Source organism: Sphingomonas sp., from assembly GCF_036387535.1.
Taxonomy (GTDB): domain Bacteria; phylum Pseudomonadota; class Alphaproteobacteria; order Sphingomonadales; family Sphingomonadaceae; genus Sphingomonas_R.
In genome coordinates this window covers 14,742-34,775 of sequence record NZ_DASVTO010000103.1, presented here as the reverse complement: position 1 = coordinate 34,775, position 20,034 = coordinate 14,742, and the positions used below count along the sequence as shown (strand labels likewise).

14 protein-coding genes and 1 tRNA gene are annotated in these 20,034 nt (G+C 64.1%); 4 read left to right on the top strand and 11 right to left on the bottom strand.

The window, feature by feature from the left end; all coding sequences use genetic code 11:
* Together VF649_RS09735 and VF649_RS09730 are read left to right on the top strand one after the other, a co-directional pair.
* The coding region (locus VF649_RS09735) for an HsdR family type I site-specific deoxyribonuclease (protein WP_331011759.1) at window positions 1-2,368 on the top strand (2,368 nt) is incomplete at its 5' end.
* A complete protein-coding gene (locus VF649_RS09730) occupies window positions 2,358-3,095 on the top strand; it encodes a SprT family zinc-dependent metalloprotease (protein ID WP_331011758.1) in 738 nt (245 codons plus the stop codon). The genes VF649_RS09735 and VF649_RS09730, both read left to right, overlap by 11 nt.
* Window positions 3,096-3,208: 113 nt before the next feature.
* Here the strand turns inward: VF649_RS09730 and VF649_RS09725 are convergent, their stop codons facing one another.
* The 4 genes from VF649_RS09725 to VF649_RS09710 all read right to left on the bottom strand — a co-directional run bounded on the left by VF649_RS09725 (window position 3,209) and on the right by VF649_RS09710 (window position 7,634).
* Entirely contained in the window at window positions 3,209-5,794 is a 2,586-nt protein-coding gene (locus VF649_RS09725; RefSeq protein WP_331011757.1) for a DEAD/DEAH box helicase, read from the bottom strand.
* Between the two features lie 25 nt (window positions 5,795-5,819).
* Window positions 5,820-6,917, bottom strand: a complete 1,098-nt coding sequence (locus VF649_RS09720; RefSeq protein ID WP_331011762.1) for an ATP-binding protein — start codon at window positions 6,915-6,917, stop codon at window positions 5,820-5,822.
* Complete coding sequence (locus VF649_RS09715) at window positions 6,872-7,141, bottom strand: DUF5818 domain-containing protein (protein WP_331011756.1); 270 nt, start codon at window positions 7,139-7,141, stop codon at window positions 6,872-6,874. Before VF649_RS09715 ends, VF649_RS09720 begins: the two co-directional genes overlap by 46 nt.
* Before the next feature lie 418 nt (window positions 7,142-7,559).
* A tRNA-Thr gene (locus VF649_RS09710) sits at window positions 7,560-7,634 on the bottom strand.
* A gap of 115 nt (window positions 7,635-7,749) precedes the next feature.
* Between VF649_RS09710 and VF649_RS09705 the strand changes: the two genes are divergently transcribed.
* A complete protein-coding gene (locus VF649_RS09705) occupies window positions 7,750-7,914 on the top strand; it encodes a hypothetical protein (protein WP_331011755.1) in 165 nt (54 codons plus the stop codon).
* On the opposite strand, the gene VF649_RS09700 is transcribed toward VF649_RS09705, so the two are convergent.
* Together VF649_RS09700 and VF649_RS09695 are read right to left on the bottom strand one after the other, a co-directional pair.
* The gene (locus VF649_RS09700) at window positions 7,889-8,506 is read right to left on the bottom strand and encodes a glutathione peroxidase (RefSeq protein ID WP_331011754.1); all 618 of its coding nucleotides are present in this window, start codon (window positions 8,504-8,506) and stop codon (window positions 7,889-7,891) included. The genes VF649_RS09705 and VF649_RS09700 overlap by 26 nt on opposite strands.
* A 108-nt stretch (window positions 8,507-8,614) precedes the next feature.
* The gene (locus VF649_RS09695) at window positions 8,615-10,411 is read right to left on the bottom strand and encodes an aminopeptidase P family protein (protein ID WP_331011753.1); all 1,797 of its coding nucleotides are present in this window, start codon (window positions 10,409-10,411) and stop codon (window positions 8,615-8,617) included.
* Here VF649_RS09695 and VF649_RS09690 point away from each other — a divergent pair.
* Entirely contained in the window at window positions 10,410-12,590 is a 2,181-nt protein-coding gene (locus VF649_RS09690; protein ID WP_414713661.1) for a S9 family peptidase, read from the top strand. The genes VF649_RS09695 and VF649_RS09690 overlap by 2 nt on opposite strands.
* 140 nt (window positions 12,591-12,730) lie before the next feature.
* Here the strand turns inward: VF649_RS09690 and VF649_RS09685 are convergent, their stop codons facing one another.
* The 5 genes from VF649_RS09685 to VF649_RS09665 are packed head-to-tail and all read right to left on the bottom strand — an operon-like array spanning window position 12,731 to window position 19,863.
* Complete coding sequence (locus VF649_RS09685; protein ID WP_331011752.1) at window positions 12,731-13,933, bottom strand: pyridoxal phosphate-dependent aminotransferase; 1,203 nt, start codon at window positions 13,931-13,933, stop codon at window positions 12,731-12,733.
* A gap of 49 nt (window positions 13,934-13,982) precedes the next feature.
* Window positions 13,983-15,728 (bottom strand): aminodeoxychorismate synthase component I, encoded by a 1,746-nt coding sequence (pabB, locus tag VF649_RS09680; RefSeq protein ID WP_331011751.1) that lies wholly within the window; start codon window positions 15,726-15,728, stop codon window positions 13,983-13,985.
* Window positions 15,725-17,083, bottom strand: a complete 1,359-nt coding sequence (locus tag VF649_RS09675; protein ID WP_331011750.1) for an MATE family efflux transporter — start codon at window positions 17,081-17,083, stop codon at window positions 15,725-15,727. Before VF649_RS09675 ends, pabB begins: the two co-directional genes overlap by 4 nt.
* A 51-nt stretch (window positions 17,084-17,134) precedes the next feature.
* A complete protein-coding gene (thrS, locus tag VF649_RS09670; protein WP_331011749.1) occupies window positions 17,135-19,129 on the bottom strand; it encodes a threonine--tRNA ligase in 1,995 nt (664 codons plus the stop codon).
* A gap of 44 nt (window positions 19,130-19,173) precedes the next feature.
* On the bottom strand, window positions 19,174-19,863 hold the full coding sequence (locus tag VF649_RS09665) for a hypothetical protein (RefSeq protein ID WP_331011748.1): 690 nt from the start codon (window positions 19,861-19,863) through the stop codon (window positions 19,174-19,176).
* Window positions 19,864-20,034 lie beyond the last annotated feature (171 nt).

The window sequence follows — 20,034 nt, the reverse complement described above, 5'->3', positions numbered from 1 at the left end:
GCTATGCAACAAGGATCGCATCATCGAATTGATGCACGATTTCATCCTGTTCGACATGGGTGTGAAAAAGACGTGCCGTCATAACCAGTATTTCGGGATCAAGGCGGCGCAGAAGGCGGTCAAAGCGCGCGAAGGCGGGATCATCTGGCACACGCAAGGGTCAGGCAAGAGCCTGACGATGGTGTGGCTGGCAAATTGGATACGCGAGAATATCGCGGGCAGCCGCGTGTTGCTCATCACCGACCGCACCGAACTGGACGAACAGATTGAGGGCGTCTTTCACGGCGTCGGCGAGCCGATCTATCGCACCAAGAGCGGGGCCGATCTGATCGCCAAGCTCAACGACACGATCCCGCCGCTGATCTGCTCGCTGGTCCACAAGTTCGGCGGGAAAGAAGACGACGACACGGCAACCGACGATTTCATCGCGGACCTGAAAAAGTCGATCCCGTCCGGCTTCGCACCCAAGGGCGACCTCTACATCTTTGTCGATGAATGCCACCGCACTCAATCGGGCAAGCTGCATTCGGCGATGAAGGCGATCCTGCCCGATGCGCTGTTCATGGGCTTCACCGGCACGCCGCTGCTGAAAAAGGACAAGCAGACCAGCATGGAGGTGTTCGGCCCCTTCATCCACACCTACCGCTATGACGAAGGGGTGCGCGACGGGGTAGTGCTCGACCTGCTCTATGAAGCCCGCGACATCGATCAGGACATCACCGCGCCCGAAAAAATCGACAAATGGTTCGATGCGAAAACCGCTGGCCTCTCCGACCTCGCCAAGGCGCAGGTGAAGGAAAAATGGGGTACGATGCGCAAGGTCATGTCCAGCAAGTCGCGGCTGGAAAAGATCGTGCAGGACATCGTGATGGACTTCGGCACCCGTGACCGGCTGATGAGCGGGCGCGGCAATGCGATCCTTGTATCGGACAGCATCTACAACGCCTGCCGCTATTACGAGCTGTTCCAGCAGACCCCGCTCAAGGGGCAATGCGCCATCGTCACCAGCTATGTGCCGACGCCGGGGGACATCAAGGCCGAGGACAGCGGTGAAGGGCTGACCGAGCGACTGCGCCAGCACAAGATTTACACCGATATGCTGGGCGACAAGACGACTGAGGAATTTGAGAAGGCGGCAAAGAAGCAGTTTATCGAAGAGCCGGGGCGGATGCGGCTGCTCATTGTGGTCGCCAAGCTGCTCACCGGCTTCGATGCGCCGTCCGCCACCTATCTCTATCTCGACAAGCAGTTGCAGGACCACGGGCTGTTTCAAGCCATTTGCCGGGTCAACCGTCTGGATGGTGACGACAAGGAATATGGCTACATCATCGACTACAAGGATTTGTTCAAAAGCCTTGAGCGGTCGATGACCGACTACACCTCCGAGGCCTTTGACGCCTATGCCAAGGAGGACGTGGAGGGGTTGTTGACCAACCGCCTCGACAAGGCCGGGCAGCGGCTGGAGGACGCGCTGGAGACGATCAAGGCGCTGTGCGAGCCGGTCGAAGCGCCGCGCGACACGCCCGCCTTCATTCGCTTCTTTTGCGGCGGCGACGCGGCGGACAAGGACGGTCTGAAAGCCACCGAACCCAAGCGCCTCGCACTGTATCAATGCACTGCCAAGCTAATCCGCGCCTATGCCAACATCGCCAACGAGATGGAGGAAGCCGGTTACGATGCGGCGGCGGCCAAAGCGGCGCTGGATGAAGTCGCCTTCTATGAGAAGGTCCGCAATGAGGTGAAGCTCGCCAGTGGCGACTTCGTTGACCTCAAACTATACGAACCGGCGATGCGGCATCTGATCGATGCCTATATCCGCGCCGAGGAAAGCGAGAAGATTTCCGCTTTCGACGACATGACGCTGATCCAACTCATCGTCGAACGAGGAGAAGGGGCCATTGACGCCTTGCCGGAAGGCATCAAGGGCAATCAGGAAGCGGTTGCCGAGACGATTGAGAACAACGTCCGCAAGCTCATCATCGACGAAACGCCGGTCAACCCGCGCTATTATGAGCAGATGTCGCAACTGCTGGACGACCTGATCGAACAGCGCCGCACCCAGGCTATCAGCTACGAAAAATATCTCGCGAAGATTCTGGAACTGGCAAACAAGGTCGCGACCCCGCAGGGCGGCAAAACGCGCCCGCCTGAGATCGACAGCCCGGAAAAGGTCGCACTGTTCGACTACCTTGGGGATGATGCGCCGTTGGCCGTCGCCATCGATGCCGCCATCCGCGCGGTCAAGAAGGACGATTGGCGGGGCAACCTGATGAAGGAGCGCGAAATCAAGCGGGCCATCCGACAGCACGTCGATGTCGCCAAGGTCGATGACGTGTTCGATCTGGTAAAGGGTCAGCATGGATATTGAGACCCGGACGCTTTGGGTGGGCGGTATGTCTATCGACCTGGTGCGCAAGTCGATCAAGAACCTCCATCTTGCCGTCTATCCGCCTGATGGGCGTGTGCGGGTTGCAGCCCCTTGGCACGTTTCAGAAGATGCAATTCGCCTCGCGGTCGCCACGCGGATTGCGTGGATCAATCGCCAGCGTCGGAACTTCAAGGCGCAAGAGCGACAGGCAGAACGGCGCTACATTTCTGGCGAAACGCATTATTTCCTAGGGCGTGGATACCGGCTGCACGTGACCAGCGGCGGCGCATCTTATCGGGTGCGATTGGCCGGTGCAAACAAGCTGGAACTTGCTGTTCCGACCGACGCAGATCGGGATGCGCGCGAGCAAGCCGTGTTGCGCTGGCATCGTCGCGAACTGCGCAAGCGTGCCGAAACGGAAGCCGCTAAATGGGCTACGCGGCTGGGCATCGAACCGCCTGTCGTCGGGATAAAACAGATGCGGACGAAGTGGGGGACGTCGAACCCTTCGGCGCGGCGCATATGGCTGAACCTAGAACTGGCGCAGAAGCCGCCCCGCTGCATCGCCTACATTGTGCTGCATGAACTCATTCATTTCGAGCATCGGAAGCATGGCGATGATTTCGTGGCCAAGCTGGACGTGTTCATGCCAAACTGGCGTGCGATCAGGAGCGAATTGAATCGCTTGCCGTTGGCTTCGCAACCGTCGCGTGAGGTTAGAATCTAAACGAGTGTCGGTTGGCTCGTCCTGTATCCACCTCGTCTACATTCCTGCTAGCAGGTATTTAACAGGGGCCGGACGTCGCATATGGCAAAGTTTCCGGGCCAAACTGCGGATATTTAGAATGCCCCATCATTGAGACTTTCTGGATCGATATAGTCGCCGGTCTTAGGGTTCCAAAACACCTGTTTCCAATCCTGCCCGGTCGCTTCGACCTGATCGTGAGGCACCCATGAATCGCCATCCTCGCGATTTTTATAGCGATACATAAGCATCTTGGTGTCGCCGAAATCAAATAGGCGCGGCTCTAGTAACTCCCTCTCGACCAGTGTGCCGCCAATTCGAACACTCACCAAACTGCCGGGTTCAAACACGACCAATTCGCCATCGGGCGCGGTCAGTTGCTCGCCTAGAGAGAGCGTGCCGTCAGTTAGGCCAGCGTGCCAATCCTTGAGCTTTTGAACAATCTCCTTCGGCACAAGCGCGTCGCCACCAGCCATGTCTGCCGCACGCTCTAGCCGATCAAGATAGTCTGGAAACTCCTCGAAGAGAGGTTCAGTCAACCGCAGTCCGCCATAGATGCTGTCGTAAACCACGATCGTGTCAGTCGCGCGCTGAGGGACGCCGTATTGGTAAAAGGCGATATGCGAATGGGCGTTATCCACATCGGTCGGGGCGATGCTCTTCTCGCGTAGCAGCATTTGTTTCAGCGCATCGGCGACCATACGGCGCACCAGTGCCTGCTGCCCGCTACCGGCGAACCACGGCTCTTGGATACGCAAAACAATCCCGGTGGTGCCAAACTCACGCTGCTTTTTTGTCATCGTCGGGTCTTGGCTTCGCAATTCCTTGTATAGGAACGCTTTTCCTCCAATCTGAAAGCCCAAGACGGCCTCGTTCACTTGCAGCGAGACTTCAGCGAAAAGCCCAGACGGCCCGGTCATTATGCGGCCCGACACCACCTCATCAGAGCCAGCACCGACATTGACCGACTTATGAAGGATCGGGCGGGTCATCGCCTGACTTTTGGCATCCTGCAAGCGGATCGAGCGATCATATGAGCTGGATTTCCACTCTCTGACCTTCATAGGGCGTTTGAGATGCAGATATAGCGCGCCGGGGTATGCCTCTCGAATTGCCTGATTGAGCGCGATGTCGCCAATTTGCTCAGGATCACCTCGCGATCCTTCCTTGAGCTTGTAATTTGCCTCACCGACTTGCCGCAGTGGGTAATTAAAGTGGGGTGAATCGGCTCCCAACTGGGCAATCAATTCAAACTCCTTCGGGCGGCGAATGCCGGGCCGTGCTGCCTCATAAACCTTCTCAAATGACTTCGGCCATTGGATGCCCGGCGGGATTTGCGCGTCGTTGAACCCTAGCTGCTCTGACTCGTCCATTAGGCATCGCGCGTGGGCGAATTGGATGAAACGATTGTCGAGATAGAGGTATGAAGGTTCGACGGAACCCTCATAATATTCTTTGAAACTCGATCCCAACTGCGTGAAGGCGTGGCGCGGAGCGATCACAGCGAACACGCCTTCCGAGGCTCTGCCCACCCGACCAAGCCGCTGTCGAAATGCTTTCTTGGACTGTGGGACGCCGAGGTTCATACCGACGGTGAACCCGCTTATGTCGATGCCGACTTCTAGCGCCGAAGTTGTCACAATGCCGCGCAACAAACCTTTCCGAAGCTGCGTTTCAATACGCAGACGATCTTGGCCTTCATAGCCGCTGCGATATGGCAGAATATCAGCTTTATCGACGGTGCGCGTAACCCGCTCGACGCCTTGGCGGGAGTTGTGAAAAGCTATGAAGGTATCCTGATCCGCGTCAGCAATCTCGCGGACCATTTCAGCCAGCATTCCTTCACCGGCACCGCCCATGTCTGGGCCGTCAATATGGAGGAGTGTGCGCGGATAGCTGGGCGAGCCGTCATCCTCTTCGCCTACTGCTTCAAAATCCCAGCCCGTGAGGCAGTTCATATGATCCACCGGGCAAAATATTGTTGCGGTCGCGCCAACGATTTGGAGCGGGCGCTCTGACCGGCGATCTTTCGCGGCGCGGCGTCTGGCGATAAGAAATCGCCGAAAAAGATATGCGACGTTGCTACCAAAGACGGATTCATAAACATGCGCTTCATCGACAACCAAATACTTGAGCTTGGCGAGGAACTCCTTGAATACAGGTGCTGAAACCTGACGCATAAACCACGCTTGAAGTAAGTCCGGCGTCACGACGACAATCCGCGCCGTTCGCAATGCCTCCTGACGCTCATCCATACGGACGTCGCCGTGCAATTCTGCGACTGTGTTGGCCGGAAATCCTAATTCGCTAACCAACTCCCGCCACCGGGAAAGCTGATCGGACAACAAAGCCTTTAGCGGATACACGACGAGGGCAACGCCATCCCCCTCAAGCAATTCACGCATTATCGCGAGCTGAAAAATCAGCGACTTACCCGACGCGGTGCCTGTTGCGACAACCACGTTGGCGCCACTGTCGATCTTTTCTAGAGCGAGGCTTTGGTGGTTCCACGCCGTGTCAGACTGGCCGAATTTTGCCTTCAGCCAATCGCCCATCAGCCCTGAACTGTAAGCGGCTGGCAGCGGGCGGGTGACTTCAATCCGCCCCTTTGTTTCGATGCGCTCGACGATTGTAAGTTTGCCGCCCTCGCACAGCGCGTCAAACGCATCCTTCACCCGCATTGTTTTGCCCCCTACCAAACGCCCGCTATTCTGGCCCGCGCCCAGGCTTCAACGACATGGAAGCCGGAGATGGCTCAGTTATGCCCTCTTTCCGCTGTCCCGCATCCGTCCGAAGTTCTGCTAGATGATCTGTCAGGTCATTGATATTATTACTATCAATATTCATGATAACGGTCGTTCCGGCAGTCGAAGTCAAGCCGTTACTCGATCCACGCCTAGTCCATGCCGCCGACTGTGAACCAGATATTAGTGAGAAAGCCCCACCGCTTTTGAGGCATAACCCCTTAACCATGTAGAGGCCGAAACCACTATTGGCCCAGACGCCCTTCGATCGTTGGTTACGCCAATTTTTCGATGATACACCGGGACGAGTAGCAAGATCGAGTGCCGAAAGGTCGTCAACGTCCCTGAAATTGGGATTGGAAGAAAGCGACGATGCCAAGCCGATACCGCGATCGGCGATAGCGATTTCGGCCTTGCCCAATGCTGGCCAATATTGCGCCGCATAGGCGTAATCTTCAGACCCGCTATGCTCGATTACATTTCTGATGATCTCGCGAATGGAGTATGCGAGCGTGTCGAACGCATCACCCTTCCGGGCTTGAAGCAGAACTTCAACCAAATCCTCGCTGGCGTTCTGTATCACGTCGCCATGATGCTTCATTTCATCGGTGGCTTGTTCCCGGATGCTGTCGGCTACGACATTCTGGATCGGAATAAAGCGTTCGCTTGACGGCGCGGCGGCGGGCAACTTTCCGAATGACAGCCCGAAGAATTGGAAGAACCCGGCATGAGCCGCATAACCAAGGTGTTTGTAGTTAGTGGCGCGGCGCTTCACGTCAGGACGATCCGACCGAAACTGACGTAGCGCGCCGCCAACAACGATCATCCAACCCGGTGTGGCAAATTTTGCCTGCCCAAAGTCAAATTCAACAGCCTCACAATCGGGTAACGCCGCAAGCGTGCTGCTAAACGAAACGTAGTCCTCACTTGAGTCTGGAACGAGAAGGCGGGTCATCAGAGAGGTATCACCGAATTTCAAGGCAGTGTCATTCGCAACCTGACGCCCGTTGACGATCAATTCCCGGATGGATTTCTCGCTATCCGGCTCAATCTCAACCAAAATGTCAAAGGCCGATCCTCGCTCGATCCTAGCCAGATTCGATGCACGTCGAGAAGGTCAAAGCCTGACCTGATCCCGTCCACCGTAACTTGCTGGTCTATATAGCGCCGGGTCGATCCCGGAATGTCGAGCCGCCATTGTCCGCCGCCCTTTAGTTCTAACGCATAGCCCAGCCGGGTTAGGCGTAGAACGCCCGACTCAATATGGCGGGTGCCTCGTGGCATCGCCTTCTCCCCGCGAAGTCCGATGCGGTACGCCCCCGCTTCGACTTCACATGATCCCTTGGTGATCGGGGAGTTAGTACACCGCACGAGTCGGCCCTGTGGCCTTTGGGCGAGAAGCCTTGGACATACGCCACAGGCTCCCCGACCATAAGGGTCAGGAAGTGTGACGCTGTTACGGTCAGCATCTACCGCTCGTGAGGGGGTACTAATCCCCAGAACCGTGCGTGGCGGCTCCACGGACATCTATCGGCCAAGGATGTTGGGGAGGCAACAGAATAGCGTATCGGCCATCTCTGCTATCAGTCGAATAACAGACGCCGGGCGCACATCAGCCGTGCGAAAAAGACCCCCTAAAAGACCCCTTTTTCGCTTCTGGCTGGCTCGCGACCCCCGAGGGGTGAGCTAAGTAATTGAAAAATGGTGCTGCCGGTGAGGATTGAACTCACGACCTCAGCCTTACCAAGGATGCGCTCTACCACTGAGCTACGGCAGCATGTCGGGGTGCGCCCGCGACAGGAGGGGGCCTATGGCGGAGGGCAGGGCTGGCGTCAAGGCCGGACGTTCGACGGACTGTGGCGCCGGCGGGCGCGGAGCGCTACGATATGGGCATGAGCAATCAGGACGAGGCCCGCGCCGCGCGGTTGGCGGCGGCGTTGCGCGACAATCTGCGGCGGCGGAAGGCGCAGGCGCGTGCCGCCGCCGATGTCGGAACGGATGCGGGGACGCCGGCGACGCCCCCGTTGCCGGTCATGCGCGGGCCGGACGAGCCTTGAGCGCGGTGCCGATCGCGGCGTTCAGCGCCGGATCGGACGGATCGGTGGTGGTGCCGAAGGCGCGGATCAGGCGACCGTCGCGCCCGATCAGATATTTGTGGAAGTTCCAGTGCGGCGTATCGTCCGCGCTCACCTTGGCCGCGGCCCATTTGTAGATCGGCAGCGCCTGCGGCCCGACCACCGGCGATTTTTCCGCCATCGGGAAATGGATGCCGGTCGTCGAACAATGATCGGCGATTTCCTTGTTGGATCCATATTCCTGGTCCTTGAAACTGCCGGACGGCACGCCGACCAAGGTGAAGCCTGCCTTGGCATATCTGTCCTGCAACCCCTGCAGGCCGGCAAACTGCTTCTTGAAGCCGCAGAAGCTGGCCGTGTTGACCAGCAACACCACCTTGCCGCGATAGGCCTTGAGCGGCATCGGCGCGCCGTCGATCGCGGTCAGGTTGAAATCCCAGGCGGTCTTGCGCGCCGCTTCGGCCGCCGCCATCGGCGGGGTGGCCGGCGGCGTGGGGAAGCCGACCGCCAACGCCGCCACCGCGACCCCGCCAATGGCCGCCACGCCCAGTCCCAATGTCGCCAATCTGCGCATGTTCGATCCTTTTCCTGTCCGGGAAGGGCGCCCGGTCACCGTGCAATCCGCTGGTCGCCAGCATGCGCCCACACGGCCCCCACCCGCAAGCGCGTCGACCGGCTTTCGTTACGCAATCGGGGCCGTCACGGTTTCAAGCCAGGTCCGCGCGTCGCCGTCGAGCTGCGCCCCGATCCGGGTGCGCACGTCGGCGTGATAGGCGTCCAGCCATGCCCGCTCGCTCCGGTCGAGCAGATCGACATCGATCAGCGCCCGGTCGATCGGGGCGAAGGTCAGCGTCTCGAACCCCAGCATCGGCTGTTCCGCGCCGGCAATCTCCCGCCGCTCCACCAACAGCAGGTTCTCGATCCGGATGCCATATTCGCCGGCCTTGTAGTAACCGGGTTCGTTGGACAGGATCATGCCCGCGCGCAGCGGCTCGCTGCCGCCCGACTGCGAACTCCAGGCCGGCGAGATGCGTTGTGGCCCCTCATGCACCGACAGGAAGGCGCCCACGCCGTGGCCGGTGCCGTGCGGATAGTCCAGCCCGACGGCCCACAGATATTGCCGCGCCAGCACGTCGAGCTGACCGCCGACGGTCCCTTCCGGAAACACCGCCTGCGACAGCGCGATATGCCCTTTCAGAACGCGCGTGAAGCGATCCCGCATGTCCGCGGTCGGCGTGCCCACCGCCACCGTCCGGGTGACATCGGTGGTGCCGTCCCGATACTGCCCACCCGAATCGATCAGGTAGAGCGAATCGATCTCGATCGGGCGGTTGCTCGCCGCATCGACGCGATAATGGCAGATCGCGCCGTTCGGGCCCGCGCCCGAGATCGAATCGAAGCTGAGATCGACCAGATCGCCGTTTTCGCGCCGGAACGCCTCCAGCTTCGCCGCGGCCGACAATTCGGTGAGGCCCCCCTTCGGCGCTTCGATCGACAGCCAGTGCAGGAAGCGCGTCAATGCGGCGCCGTCGCGCGCCTGGGCCGCGCGCTGGCCGGCGATCTCCCCGTCATTCTTGATCGCCTTGGCCACCAGCGTGGGATCGCGCGCCTCCAGCACGCGCGCGCCGCCGTCTTCCAGCCGGGCGAAGATCGCGGCCACGGCCTGCGTCGGATCGACCGCGATCCGTTGCCCCCGCAGCGTGCGGAGATGGTCGGCGAAGGCGTCGCGCGGATGCACGCGCACGGCGTTGCCGAGATGCTGCATCACGTCGTCCGCCATCTTTTCCGGCGCGACGAACAGGTCGGCAGTCGCATCGGCGTTGACGATCGCATAGGCCAGCGCCACCGGCGTATGATCGACATCCGATCCGCGGACGTTCAGCGTCCAGGCGATCGCGTCGAGCGCCGCCAACACGACCGCATCGGCCCCCTTCGTCACCAGCCAGTCGGCAATGTCCTGGCGCTTGTCCGCCGATGTTCGGCCGGCATGGCGATCGGAATGCACCACCAGCGTCGCATTGGACGGCGCCGGCCGGTCGGGCCAGACGGCGTCGACCGGGTTGGTATCGACCGCGACCAGTTCGGCGCCCCTGGCGGTCAGCGCCGCCGACGCCTGCGCCACCCAGTCGCGCGTGTGCAGCCAGGGGTCATAGCCGATCCGCGCGTCATCGGGCGCATGCTGGGCAAGATAGCCGGCGATGCTGGCCTGCGGTACCGGTTGATAGGACCAGTGGCTGCCGTCGACCTGTTCGCGGACCTGCAGCGTGTAGCGACCATCGGTGAAGATCGCGGCGTCCGCCGGCAGCACCACCGCCGATCCCGCCGACCCCTGAAACCCCGTCAGCCAGGCGAGGCGCTGCGCATAGGCGCCGACATATTCCGACATATGTTCATCGGTCAGCGGGACCACGAACCCGTCCAGCCGCCGCCGCGCCAGTTCGGCGCGCAGCGCGGTCAAGCGGTCTTCATAGGTGGACATGCCCGTTGGCCCTTCTATCTACAGTCCGTTCGCAGATAGCGCCGCGGCCCGTCCCGCGCCAGCCAAGCCGAGGTTGCCCTTGTCCGATTCCGCCCTGTCCGATGGTCCCGCCCCGACCGGCCCGACGACCCCGGCCACGCTGCCCCCGCCCCCGATCGCCGCGGTCCGCCCGCATGCCGGCACGGCGCACGGGATCACCATCGAGGATCCGTATCACTGGCTGAAGGATCAGGCGTATCCGAAGGTCGAGCAGCCCGAGATCCTGGACTATCTGAAGGCCGAGAACACGTATTTCGAGGCGGCGATGACGCCCAGCGCGGCGCTGGTCGACACGCTGTTCGAGGAGATGAAGGGCCGGCTGAAGCAGGACGACCGTTCGGTGCCGCAGGCGGATGGCGATCATGTCTACTGGTGGGCGTTCCAGACCGGCGGGCAATATCGGCTCTGGTATCGCCGCCCGTTGGGCGGTGGCGCGGACCAGCTGATCCTGGACGAGACCGCAGAGGCCGCGGGGCATGACTATTTCCGTGCCGGAGCGCTGGCGGTCAGCCCGGACGGGCGGTTGCTGGCGTGGAGTGCGGACACCAGCGGCGCGGAACGCTTCACGCTGCGCATCCGCGATCTGGCGACCGGTCAGGATATCGAGACGGTCAGCACCGTCATCAACGGCGGGGTCGTGTGGTCCGCGGATTCGACGCAGGTCGCCTATACCGAGGTGAACGACAATTGGCGCACGTTCCGCGCCCGCGCCCACCGGCTGGGCAGCGATCCCGACGGCGCGCCGACGCTGTATGAGGAAGCGGACCAGGGGTTTCGCGTCGGGCTGGGCCGGACACAGGATCGCCGATATCTGGTGATCGGCACCGGCGACAACCAGACCGACGAGGTCCGGCTGGTGCCCACCGCGGATTTCGGGGCCGCACCGCTGCTGGTCAGTCCGCGCCGGATCGAGCGGCAGTATCGTGTCGACAGCGCGCAGGGATCGCTGTGGATCCTGACCAATGACGAGCATGTCAATTTCCGGATCGCGCGCGCCGATCCGGCGACGCCCGACCGGTGGGAAACGGTGATCGCGGGATCGGACCAGGTCTATCTGACCGGGCTGTCCAGTTTCGCGCGGCATCTGGCGATCAGCGAGCGGGTGGACGGTCTCGATCAGATCCGGTTGCGGGCCTATGACGGTGACGAACATCGCATTCCGTTCCCGGAGGCGAGCTATACTGCCGCGCTGGGCGCCAATCCCGACTATGATCCGCCGCGCTACCGGATCGGCTATACGTCGATGGTGACGCCGGTGACGGTGTTCGATTATGATCCGGTCGCCCGCACCCTGGAAACCTTGAAGGTGCAGGAAATCCCGTCCGGCTACGATCCCGATCGCTATGCCACCGAACGGTTGATGGTGCCGGGGCGCGACGGCACGATGCTGCCGGTCTCAGTGGTCTATGCGAAGGGTTTTCCGAAGGACGGGTCCGGCCCGCTGTTCCTCTATGCCTACGGCGCCTATGGCCATGCGATCCCGCCCAGCTTCTCGACGACGCGGCTGTCGCTGCTGGATCGCGGTTTCGCCTTTGCGATCGCGCATGTCCGCGGTGGCGACGATCTCGGCTATGACTGGTATCTGCAGGGCAAGGCGAAGCAGCGCTGGAACACCTTCCATGATTTCGTGGATGTGGCGAAGGGGCTGATCGCGGCGGGGTTCGCGGCGCCGGGGCGGATCGCGATCAACGGCGGTTCGGCGGGTGGCGAACTGATGGGCGTGGTGGCCAACACCGATCCCGATCTGTGGGGCGCGGTGATCGCCGACGTGCCGTTCGTGGACGTGCTGAACACGATGCAGGACGAAAGCCTGCCGCTCACCCCCGGCGAATGGCCGGAATGGGGCAACCCGATCACCGACAAGGCGGCGTTCGACCTGATCCTCAGCTATTCGCCCTATGAGAATGTGCGTGCACAGGCCTATCCGCCGATGCTCATCACCGGGGGGCTGAACGATCCGCGTGTCACCTATTGGGAACCCGCCAAATGGGCGGCCCGGCTGCGCGCCGCCAAGACCGACGCCAACCTGTTGCTGCTGAAGATCAACATGGGTGCCGGCCATGGCGGCAAGTCGGGCCGGTTCGACGCGCTGCAGGAAATCGCGGAGGCCTATGTCTTCGCGATCAACCAGCTGGGGTGAGGGGGAAAAGCGCGCCCCATTCACCCGCTGATCCCGAGCGTAGCCGAGGGGTTTGAAGCTGGCTTCTCGGCTGCGCTCGAAGGCTCCCTCGACTGCGCTCGGGACGGACGGGTCAGCTTAGATGTGCGTGGAGGCTATCCTCACACCAGCGCCGCACACGCCGTCGCGATCCGCGCGCAGGCCTCGGTCAGCAACGCCTCCGACGTGGCGTAGCTGATGCGGAACGCGGGTTCCAACCCGAACGCGCCGCCATGCACCGCCGCGACCCGCGCCTCGTCGAGCAGATAGGTCACCAGCTGCTCGTCGGTCGCGATCACCGCGCCCTTGGGCGTGGTCTTGCCGATCAGCCCCGATACATCGGGATAGACGTAGAAGGCGCCTTCCGGCGTGGGGCAGCTGATGCCGGGAATGGCGTTCAGCAGCCCGACGACCAGATCGCGCCGGCGCTGGAACGCGGCGTTGCGTTCGGCCAGAAAATCCTGCGGCCCGTTCAGCGCCGCCACCGCCGCCGCCTGCGCGATCGAGCAGGGGTTGGACGTCGATTGCGATTGCAGTTTCGCCATCGCCTTGATCAGCCACACCGGCCCACCGGCATAGCCGATCCGCCAGCCGGTCATCGCATACGCCTTCGAACAGCCGTTCATGGTGAGCGTGCGATCGTAGAGATCGGGGCAGACCTGCGCGATCGTCGCGAACTGGAACCCGTCATACACGATATGTTCGTACATATCGTCGGCCAGGATCATGACGTGCGGGTGGCGGCGGAACATGGCGCCCAGCGCCGCCAGCTCGTCCGCAGTATAGGCGGCGCCGGTCGGGTTGGACGGCGAATTCAGGATCACCCATTTCGTGCGGGGCGTGATCGCGGCCTCGATCTGGTCGGGCGTCACCTTGTACTGCTGGTCCGCGCCCGCCTTCACGATCACCGGCGTGCCGCCCGCAAACTGCACGATGTCGGGATAGCTGACCCAATAGGGTGCGGGGATCACCACCTCGTCCCCGGCATCGACCGTCGCGACCAGCGCGTTGAACAGGGTATGCTTGCCGCCGACGTTCACGCTGATCTGGCTGGGCGCATAGGTCAGCCCGTTATCGCGCAGGAACTTCGCGATGATCGCGGCCTTCAGGTCGGCGGTGCCGTCGACATTGGTATATTTGGTCTTGCCGGCATGGATCGCGGCGATCGCGGCGTCCTTCACGAAATCGGGCGTGTCGAAATCCGGCTCGCCGGCACCCAGGCCGATCACGTCGATCCCCTGCGCCTTCAGGTCCAGCACCCGGCTCGTCATGGCGAGCGTCGCGGACGGCGTGATGCGGTCCAGGCTGGCGGAAGTGTTGGTCATGATCGGCCCCTTTGCGTTCGGGGCGCGATAGCCGCAGGACGCGCAGCTTTCAACCAGCCGGCGCCACCAATCGCGCAACGATCATGCCGCGCACGGCGTTGCCGATCCGGAACCCGTGGGCAAGATCGGCGCGGCGCAGATCGGCCTCCACAGCCTGGCCGTCCGCAACCAGCCGGTCGCGCAGTACGCCCGGCAGCAGGCCGGCGTCCAGCGCCGGCGTCAGCAGCCGGCCGTCCCGTTCGACGAACAGGTTGGTGAAGCTACCCTCCGTCAGCCGGCCGTCGGGCGCCTCGAACAGGACTTCGAACGTGCCCGCCGCGCGCCGGGCCGCGTCGTAGAAGCCGCGATCGCTGGTCTTGTGCGCCAGCCGGAAATCGTCCGGCCGGACCGGCAGCGGCACGATCGCGACGTCGACCGGTCCGGATGGCGCCGGCGGAACCGCCCGCGCTTCCACCGACACCACGCCCGACCGCGCGAGCATCAGCCGCACCCGCGATGCCACGCGCAGCCGGAAGGTCGCGGCCTGCAATTCGTTGCGGACATCGTGACGGTCGAACAGGAAGCCCAACGCCTCGGCCGAACGCCCCATCCGCGTCATGTGGCGATCCAGGTCGCACAGCCCCTCCATCGGATCGAACCGCATGGTTTCGATCAGGTCGAACGGCCGCGCGCCGGCGGACACGAACCGGCCCTTCGCCAGCGACTCCGCCCATTCGGCGGATGCCTCTGAATCGGCGACGATGCCCGATCCCAGTCCCATCGTTCCCACTCCGGTCCCCGCCTCGATCCGCAGGGTTCGGATCGCCACATTGAAGGCGGCATCGCCCGCGGTATCCATCCAACCCACGGATCCCGTATAGGCTCCGCGGGGTTCGGGCTCGACCGCGGCGATGATTTCCATCGCGCGGATCTTGGGCGCGCCGGTGACGGATCCGCAGGGGAAGGTCGCGGCCAGCATATCGACCGCATCGCGCCCCGGTGCCAGCGTGGCGACGACGGTGGAGGTCAGCTGGTGGATGGTCGGATAGGTTTCGACGGTGAACAGCGCCGGCACCGCGACGCTGCCCGGCACCGCCACCCGCGCGAGATCGTTGCGCAACAGATCGACGATCATCAGGTTTTCGGCGCGCTGCTTCGGATCGCTGGCCAGCGCCCGTGCCGCCGCGGCGTCGGTATCGCGATCGGGATCGCGCATGGCGGTGCCCTTCATCGGGCGCGCGGTCAGCCGGTCGCCCGCCAGCGTGAAGAACAGCTCGGGCGAACAGGACAGCAGATGGCGCGCGCCGTCCCACACCACGCCGCCCCAGCCACCCTGCGCCGCGGCGCGCAACCGGGCGTACAGCGCCAGCGGATCGCCCGCGATCGCGATATCGGCGGGAAAGGTCAGGTTCGCCTGATAGATGTCGCCTGCAGCAATGCCGGCCTGCACCTGCGCGAACGCCCGATCATAAGCATTGCGGTCGATCCGCGGCACGACCGGTCCGGTGGCGGCACCGGCCGGGTCGGGCAGCCAGTCGACCGCGTCCACCGCCGTTCCGCCGGCGAACAGCCCGAACCAGGCGAGCGGCATGCCGGTTTCCGCCGCCGGGGCCAGCCGCGGCTCCAGCGCCGCGCCGGCGCCGTACGCCAGATAGCCGGCCGCGATCAGCCCGTCCGCCCGTGCGCGGCGCAGACCGTCCAGCACGCCGGCCACGGCCGCGCCCGTTTCGGCCACCAGCACCGCGACCGGATCGCGGTACAGCGTTGCGCGGCCGCCGGGGCGCTGGTCATCGATCAGGACGAACGGCGCGGTCATGTCAGTCGCAGCCGATCGCGCATCGCCCAGCGCGTCATCATCAGTACCGCCACCACCGCCAGGCCGCTTGCCAGCCCGATCCACACACCGACGCCGCCCCACCCGGCATGGAAACCGAGCCAGACCGCGACCCCGAGGCCCACGACCCAATAGCCGAACAGCGCATAGGCCATCGGCCAGGCGGTATCGTGCAGCCCGCGCAGCATGCCCGCCCCGACCGCCTGCGCGCCGTCCACCACCTGGAACAGCGCGGCGATGCGCAGGAAACGGATCGCCAGCGCCACCACCTCCGCATTCGCGGGATCGTCGACGTCGATGAAGGCGGAAACCAGCAGGCGCGGAACGGACAGCAGCACCAGCGCCATCGTCGTCATGAAGCCGGTGCCGAGCGCGAAGGTGGTCCAGCCGGCCCGCGCCACCCCGGCGCGATCACCCCGCCCGGCGGCCGTGCCGACCCGCACCGTCACCGCCTGCGCCATGCCCAGCGGCACCATGAAGGACAGTGCGGCAATCTGGATCGCGATCGCGTGCGCCGCCAGCGCTGTGGTCCCCAGCAAGCCCATCAGGAACACCGCGGCGTTGAACACCGTGACCTCCAGCGTCAGCGTGACCGCGATCGGCAGGCCCAGCCGCCACAGTTGCCCGAACCGCGCGCCATCCGCACGCCAGAACCGCCCGAACAGGCGGTAGCGCCGGAACCTGCGGTCGCGCGTCACGACGATCGCCATGCCGACGAACATCAGCAGGTTCGCGATGCTGCTGCCGATGCCGGCGCCGACCAGCCCCAGGGCCGGCAGCCCGAATGCGCCGAAGATCAGCACGGAATTGATCGCGGCATTGGCCAGCACCGCCAGTGCGGCGATGCCCAGCGACCAGCCCGGACGACCCACGGCCGCCATGAAACTGCGCAGGACCAGATAGGCATAGGCCGGCAGCAGCCCCCACATCGTCGCCCGCACGAAACCCTGCGCCGCCAGGGACAAGGCCGGGTCCTGCCCCAGGCGGACGAGGATCGCGGCGGCATGCCACAGGATCAGCCAGAACGGCACCGCCAGCACCAGGGCGGACCACAGGGCCTGTCGCACCGTCCGCCGCACATCGCGCACAGCGTGCGCGCGGGCGCCCAGCGCGCGCGACAGCATCGGCGCGGATGCGGTGACGACACCGGTGCCGAAGAACAGGCACGCGGTGATCAGGTTCACGCCCAGTGCCCCCGCCGCCAGCGTGCGCGGCCCGACCAGCCCCAGCAGGGCGACGTCGGTCGCGTTGATCGCCGCCTGCGCCAGATTGGTCAGCACCATCGGCAACGCCAGCGCCAGCGTCGCCCGAACCTCCGCGCGGTCCGTCCCCAGCATCCGCGTCCCTTCCCGTCAAAAAGCGCCTGCCCTCCCGGGCGGGCGGTGGGGCTAGGACGCCAGATCCGGCGCCCGCGCCTCTGCCCGCAGCATGGCGATGGCGTCGGCCAAAGGCATGACGGTCTGCGCCTGGCTGCCCAGCCGGCGGATCGCGACGGTGCCCTCGTCCGCCTCGCGCTTGCCGACGACCAGCAGCACCGGCACCTTGGCCAGGCTGTGTTCGCGCACCTTGTAGTTGATCTTCTCGTTGCGCGCATCGCCATCGGCGCGGATGCCCGCTGCGGTCAGCCGCGCCACCACGTCCGCGGCATAGCCGTCGGCATCCGACACGATCGTCGCCACCACCGCCTGCACCGGGGCCAGCCACATCGGGAAGCGGCCGGCATGATGTTCGATCAGGATGCCCAGAAAGCGTTCGAACGTGCCCAGGATCGCCCGGTGGAGCATGACCGGCCGGTGGCGCTCGCCATCCTCCCCGACATAGCTGGCGTCCAGCCGTTCCGGCAGAACATAGTCCAGCTGGATCGTCCCGCATTGCCAGGTCCGCCCGATCGCATCGGTCAGGTGGAATTCCAGTTTCGGCGAATAGAAGGCGCCTTCGCCCGGCAGTTCTTGCCAGCCATATTCCGGCCCGGCGCGGCCGGCGGCGCGGACGGCATCGCGCAGATTCTGTTCCGCCTTGTCCCACATCGCGTCGCTGCCGAACCGCTTTTCCGGCCGCAGCGCCAGCTTGATCGCATAGGATTCGAACCCGAGATCCTTGTAGACCACGTCCAGCAGGTCGCAGAACAGCCGCACCTCGTCGACGATCTGATCCTCGCGGCAGAAGATGTGGGCATCGTCCTGCGTGAACTGCCGCACGCGCATGATGCCGTGCAATGCGCCATGCGGTTCGTTGCGGTGGCAGCAGCCGAATTCCGCCAGCCGCATCGGAAGGTCGCGATAGGATTTGATGCCCTGGCGGAAAATCAGGACATGCGCGGGGCAGTTCATCGGCTTCAGCGCCATCAGGTCGCCTTCGCCGGTGAAGATCGCGCCCTCATCCTCGGTGTTCGGCACCTCGTCCGGCACCACGAACATGTTCTCGCGATATTTGCCCCAATGACCCGACGCCTCCCATTGGCGCGCGTCCATCAACTGCGGCGTCTTGACCTCGCGGTAGCCGGCGGCGTCGAGCCGGCGGCGCATATAGGCCTCCAGCTGCCGCCACAGCAGATAGCCGTTCGGATGCCAGAACACCGAGCCCTGCGCTTCGGATTGCAGGTGGAACAGGTCCATGTCCTGTCCGATCCGGCGATGGTCGCGCTTGGCCGCTTCCTCCAGCCGCAGGAGATGCGCGTCGAGCTGCTTCTTGTTGAGCCAGCCAGTGCCGTAGATGCGGCTGAGCATCGCGTTCTTCTGGTCGCCGCGCCAATAGGCGCCCGATACCCGCGTCAGCTTGAACGCGTTGGGATCGAGCTTGCCGGTGGAGGCCAGATGCGGCCCGCGGCACAGATCCATCCATCCGCCCGACCGGTACATGGTGATCGTCTGGTCGGCGGGCAGTTCCATCACCCAGTCCGCCTTGAACGTCTCGCCCGCGGCCGCGAAATAATCACGCACCGCATCGCGCTCCCACACCTCGCGCACCAGTGTCTCGTCGCGGGCGATCACGCGGCGCATCTCCGCCTCGATCGCGGGCAGATCCTCGTCGGTGAACGGGCGGTCCTTCGGCGCGAAATCATAATAGAAGCCGTCGTCGGTCGCCGGGCCGAAGGTGATCTGCGTGCCCGGGAACAGCGTCTGCACGGCTTCCGCCAGGACATGGGCAAAATCGTGCCGCGCCAGTTCCAGCGCGTCGGCCTCATCCTTGGCGGTGATCAGCGCGAGCTGCGCGTCGCCCTCGAACGGCCGTGCGATATCACGCACCTCGCCATCGACGCGCGCCGCGATCGCGGCCTTGGCGAGGCCGGGCCCGATCGCCGCCGCGATGTCGGCGGGGGTGGTGCCCGCCGGCACCTCGCGGTGCGAGCCATCGGGAAGGGTAATCCGGAACATCTGAGTCATGCGGCGGCTTATGCGTCAGCCGCGTGGCGGCGGGCAAGCGTGGACTAGCCGGGATCGTGCAGCATGTGGCCGAGCAGTACCTCGGTTTGCACGACTCGTCTGCCGCGCGTGACCATTACTCTGGCTGCGCCGTGATCCGGGACGAGGATCGTGTAGCCATAGCCCCGATTGGCAAAGCGGAAGCGGGTGGCGCCGGCGATCCGGTCGCGGATGCCCTTGCCGATGGTCAGCGTCGCTGGGCTGCTGCGGTCGAGGCCGGCGCCGACGATCGCCCGGCCCGGCCGCGCCGCATCGAAGCTGCGATAGACGATGCCGCCTGTGCCTTCCGTCACCCAGATGCTGCGCCGCGCGTCCAGCCCGGCGAACAGCGTGCGCGGCAACCAGCGGCAGTCGAGCGTCCGCCCGGCGATCGTCACCGACGAGAATGTCGGCGACCAGGCCGTAGCGGGGTCGGCCAGCACGCCGGGCTGCACATCATGGAGATCGCCCGCGGGCCGGCCGTTCTGCGACAGCGGATAGTGGATCTGGCTCATGCCGGCATCGCCCATGCCAACCTGATACACACGCGTCGACGGTGCGCCCGCACCGCGCGGCACCAGCGTGATCGCGCTCCGCCCCTGCGCGTCGCGCATGCCGACCATAGCGGCGAAGGGCCCCCCCACCGCATCGCACAGGAACCAGCCCGGCCGCGGCGCGGGGACGGCAATGGTGACGGCGGCGGGCGATGCGATCATGCCGTCAGGGACGCCCGCGAGCGGGTTGCGGTTCCCTGCACCCGAACCGTCATCCCGGCGAAAGCCGGGATCTCCCCTTGGGCTTGGGGTGAGCGCTTCTTCGTCGGGAGGTTCCGGCCTCCGCCGGGACGACGATCAGGGCAGGGACACCGCAAAACTTGACCCCGCCGC

Bases quoted from the DNA above. Each gene is read 5' to 3' on its own strand.
- VF649_RS09690 (WP_414713661.1), top strand. From the start codon at position 10,410: ATGCCCGTTGGCCCTTCTATCTACAGTCCGTTCGCAGATAGCGCCGCG.
- pabB (WP_331011751.1), bottom strand. From the start codon at position 15,728: ATGACCGCGCCGTTCGTCCTGATCGATGACCAGCGCCCCGGCGGCCGC.
- VF649_RS09715 (WP_331011756.1), bottom strand. From the start codon at position 7,141: ATGCCACGAGGCACCCGCCATATTGAGTCGGGCGTTCTACGCCTAACC.
- VF649_RS09685 (WP_331011752.1), bottom strand. From the start codon at position 13,933: ATGACCAACACTTCCGCCAGCCTGGACCGCATCACGCCGTCCGCGACG.
- VF649_RS09705 (WP_331011755.1), top strand. From the start codon at position 7,750: ATGAGCAATCAGGACGAGGCCCGCGCCGCGCGGTTGGCGGCGGCGTTG.
- VF649_RS09725 (WP_331011757.1), bottom strand. From the start codon at position 5,794: ATGCGGGTGAAGGATGCGTTTGACGCGCTGTGCGAGGGCGGCAAACTT.
- VF649_RS09675 (WP_331011750.1), bottom strand. From the start codon at position 17,083: ATGCTGGGGACGGACCGCGCGGAGGTTCGGGCGACGCTGGCGCTGGCG.
- VF649_RS09665 (WP_331011748.1), bottom strand. From the start codon at position 19,863: ATGATCGCATCGCCCGCCGCCGTCACCATTGCCGTCCCCGCGCCGCGG.
- VF649_RS09730 (WP_331011758.1), top strand. From the start codon at position 2,358: ATGGATATTGAGACCCGGACGCTTTGGGTGGGCGGTATGTCTATCGAC.
- VF649_RS09695 (WP_331011753.1), bottom strand. From the start codon at position 10,411: ATGTCCACCTATGAAGACCGCTTGACCGCGCTGCGCGCCGAACTGGCG.
- thrS (WP_331011749.1), bottom strand. From the start codon at position 19,129: ATGACTCAGATGTTCCGGATTACCCTTCCCGATGGCTCGCACCGCGAG.
- VF649_RS09700 (WP_331011754.1), bottom strand. From the start codon at position 8,506: ATGCGCAGATTGGCGACATTGGGACTGGGCGTGGCGGCCATTGGCGGG.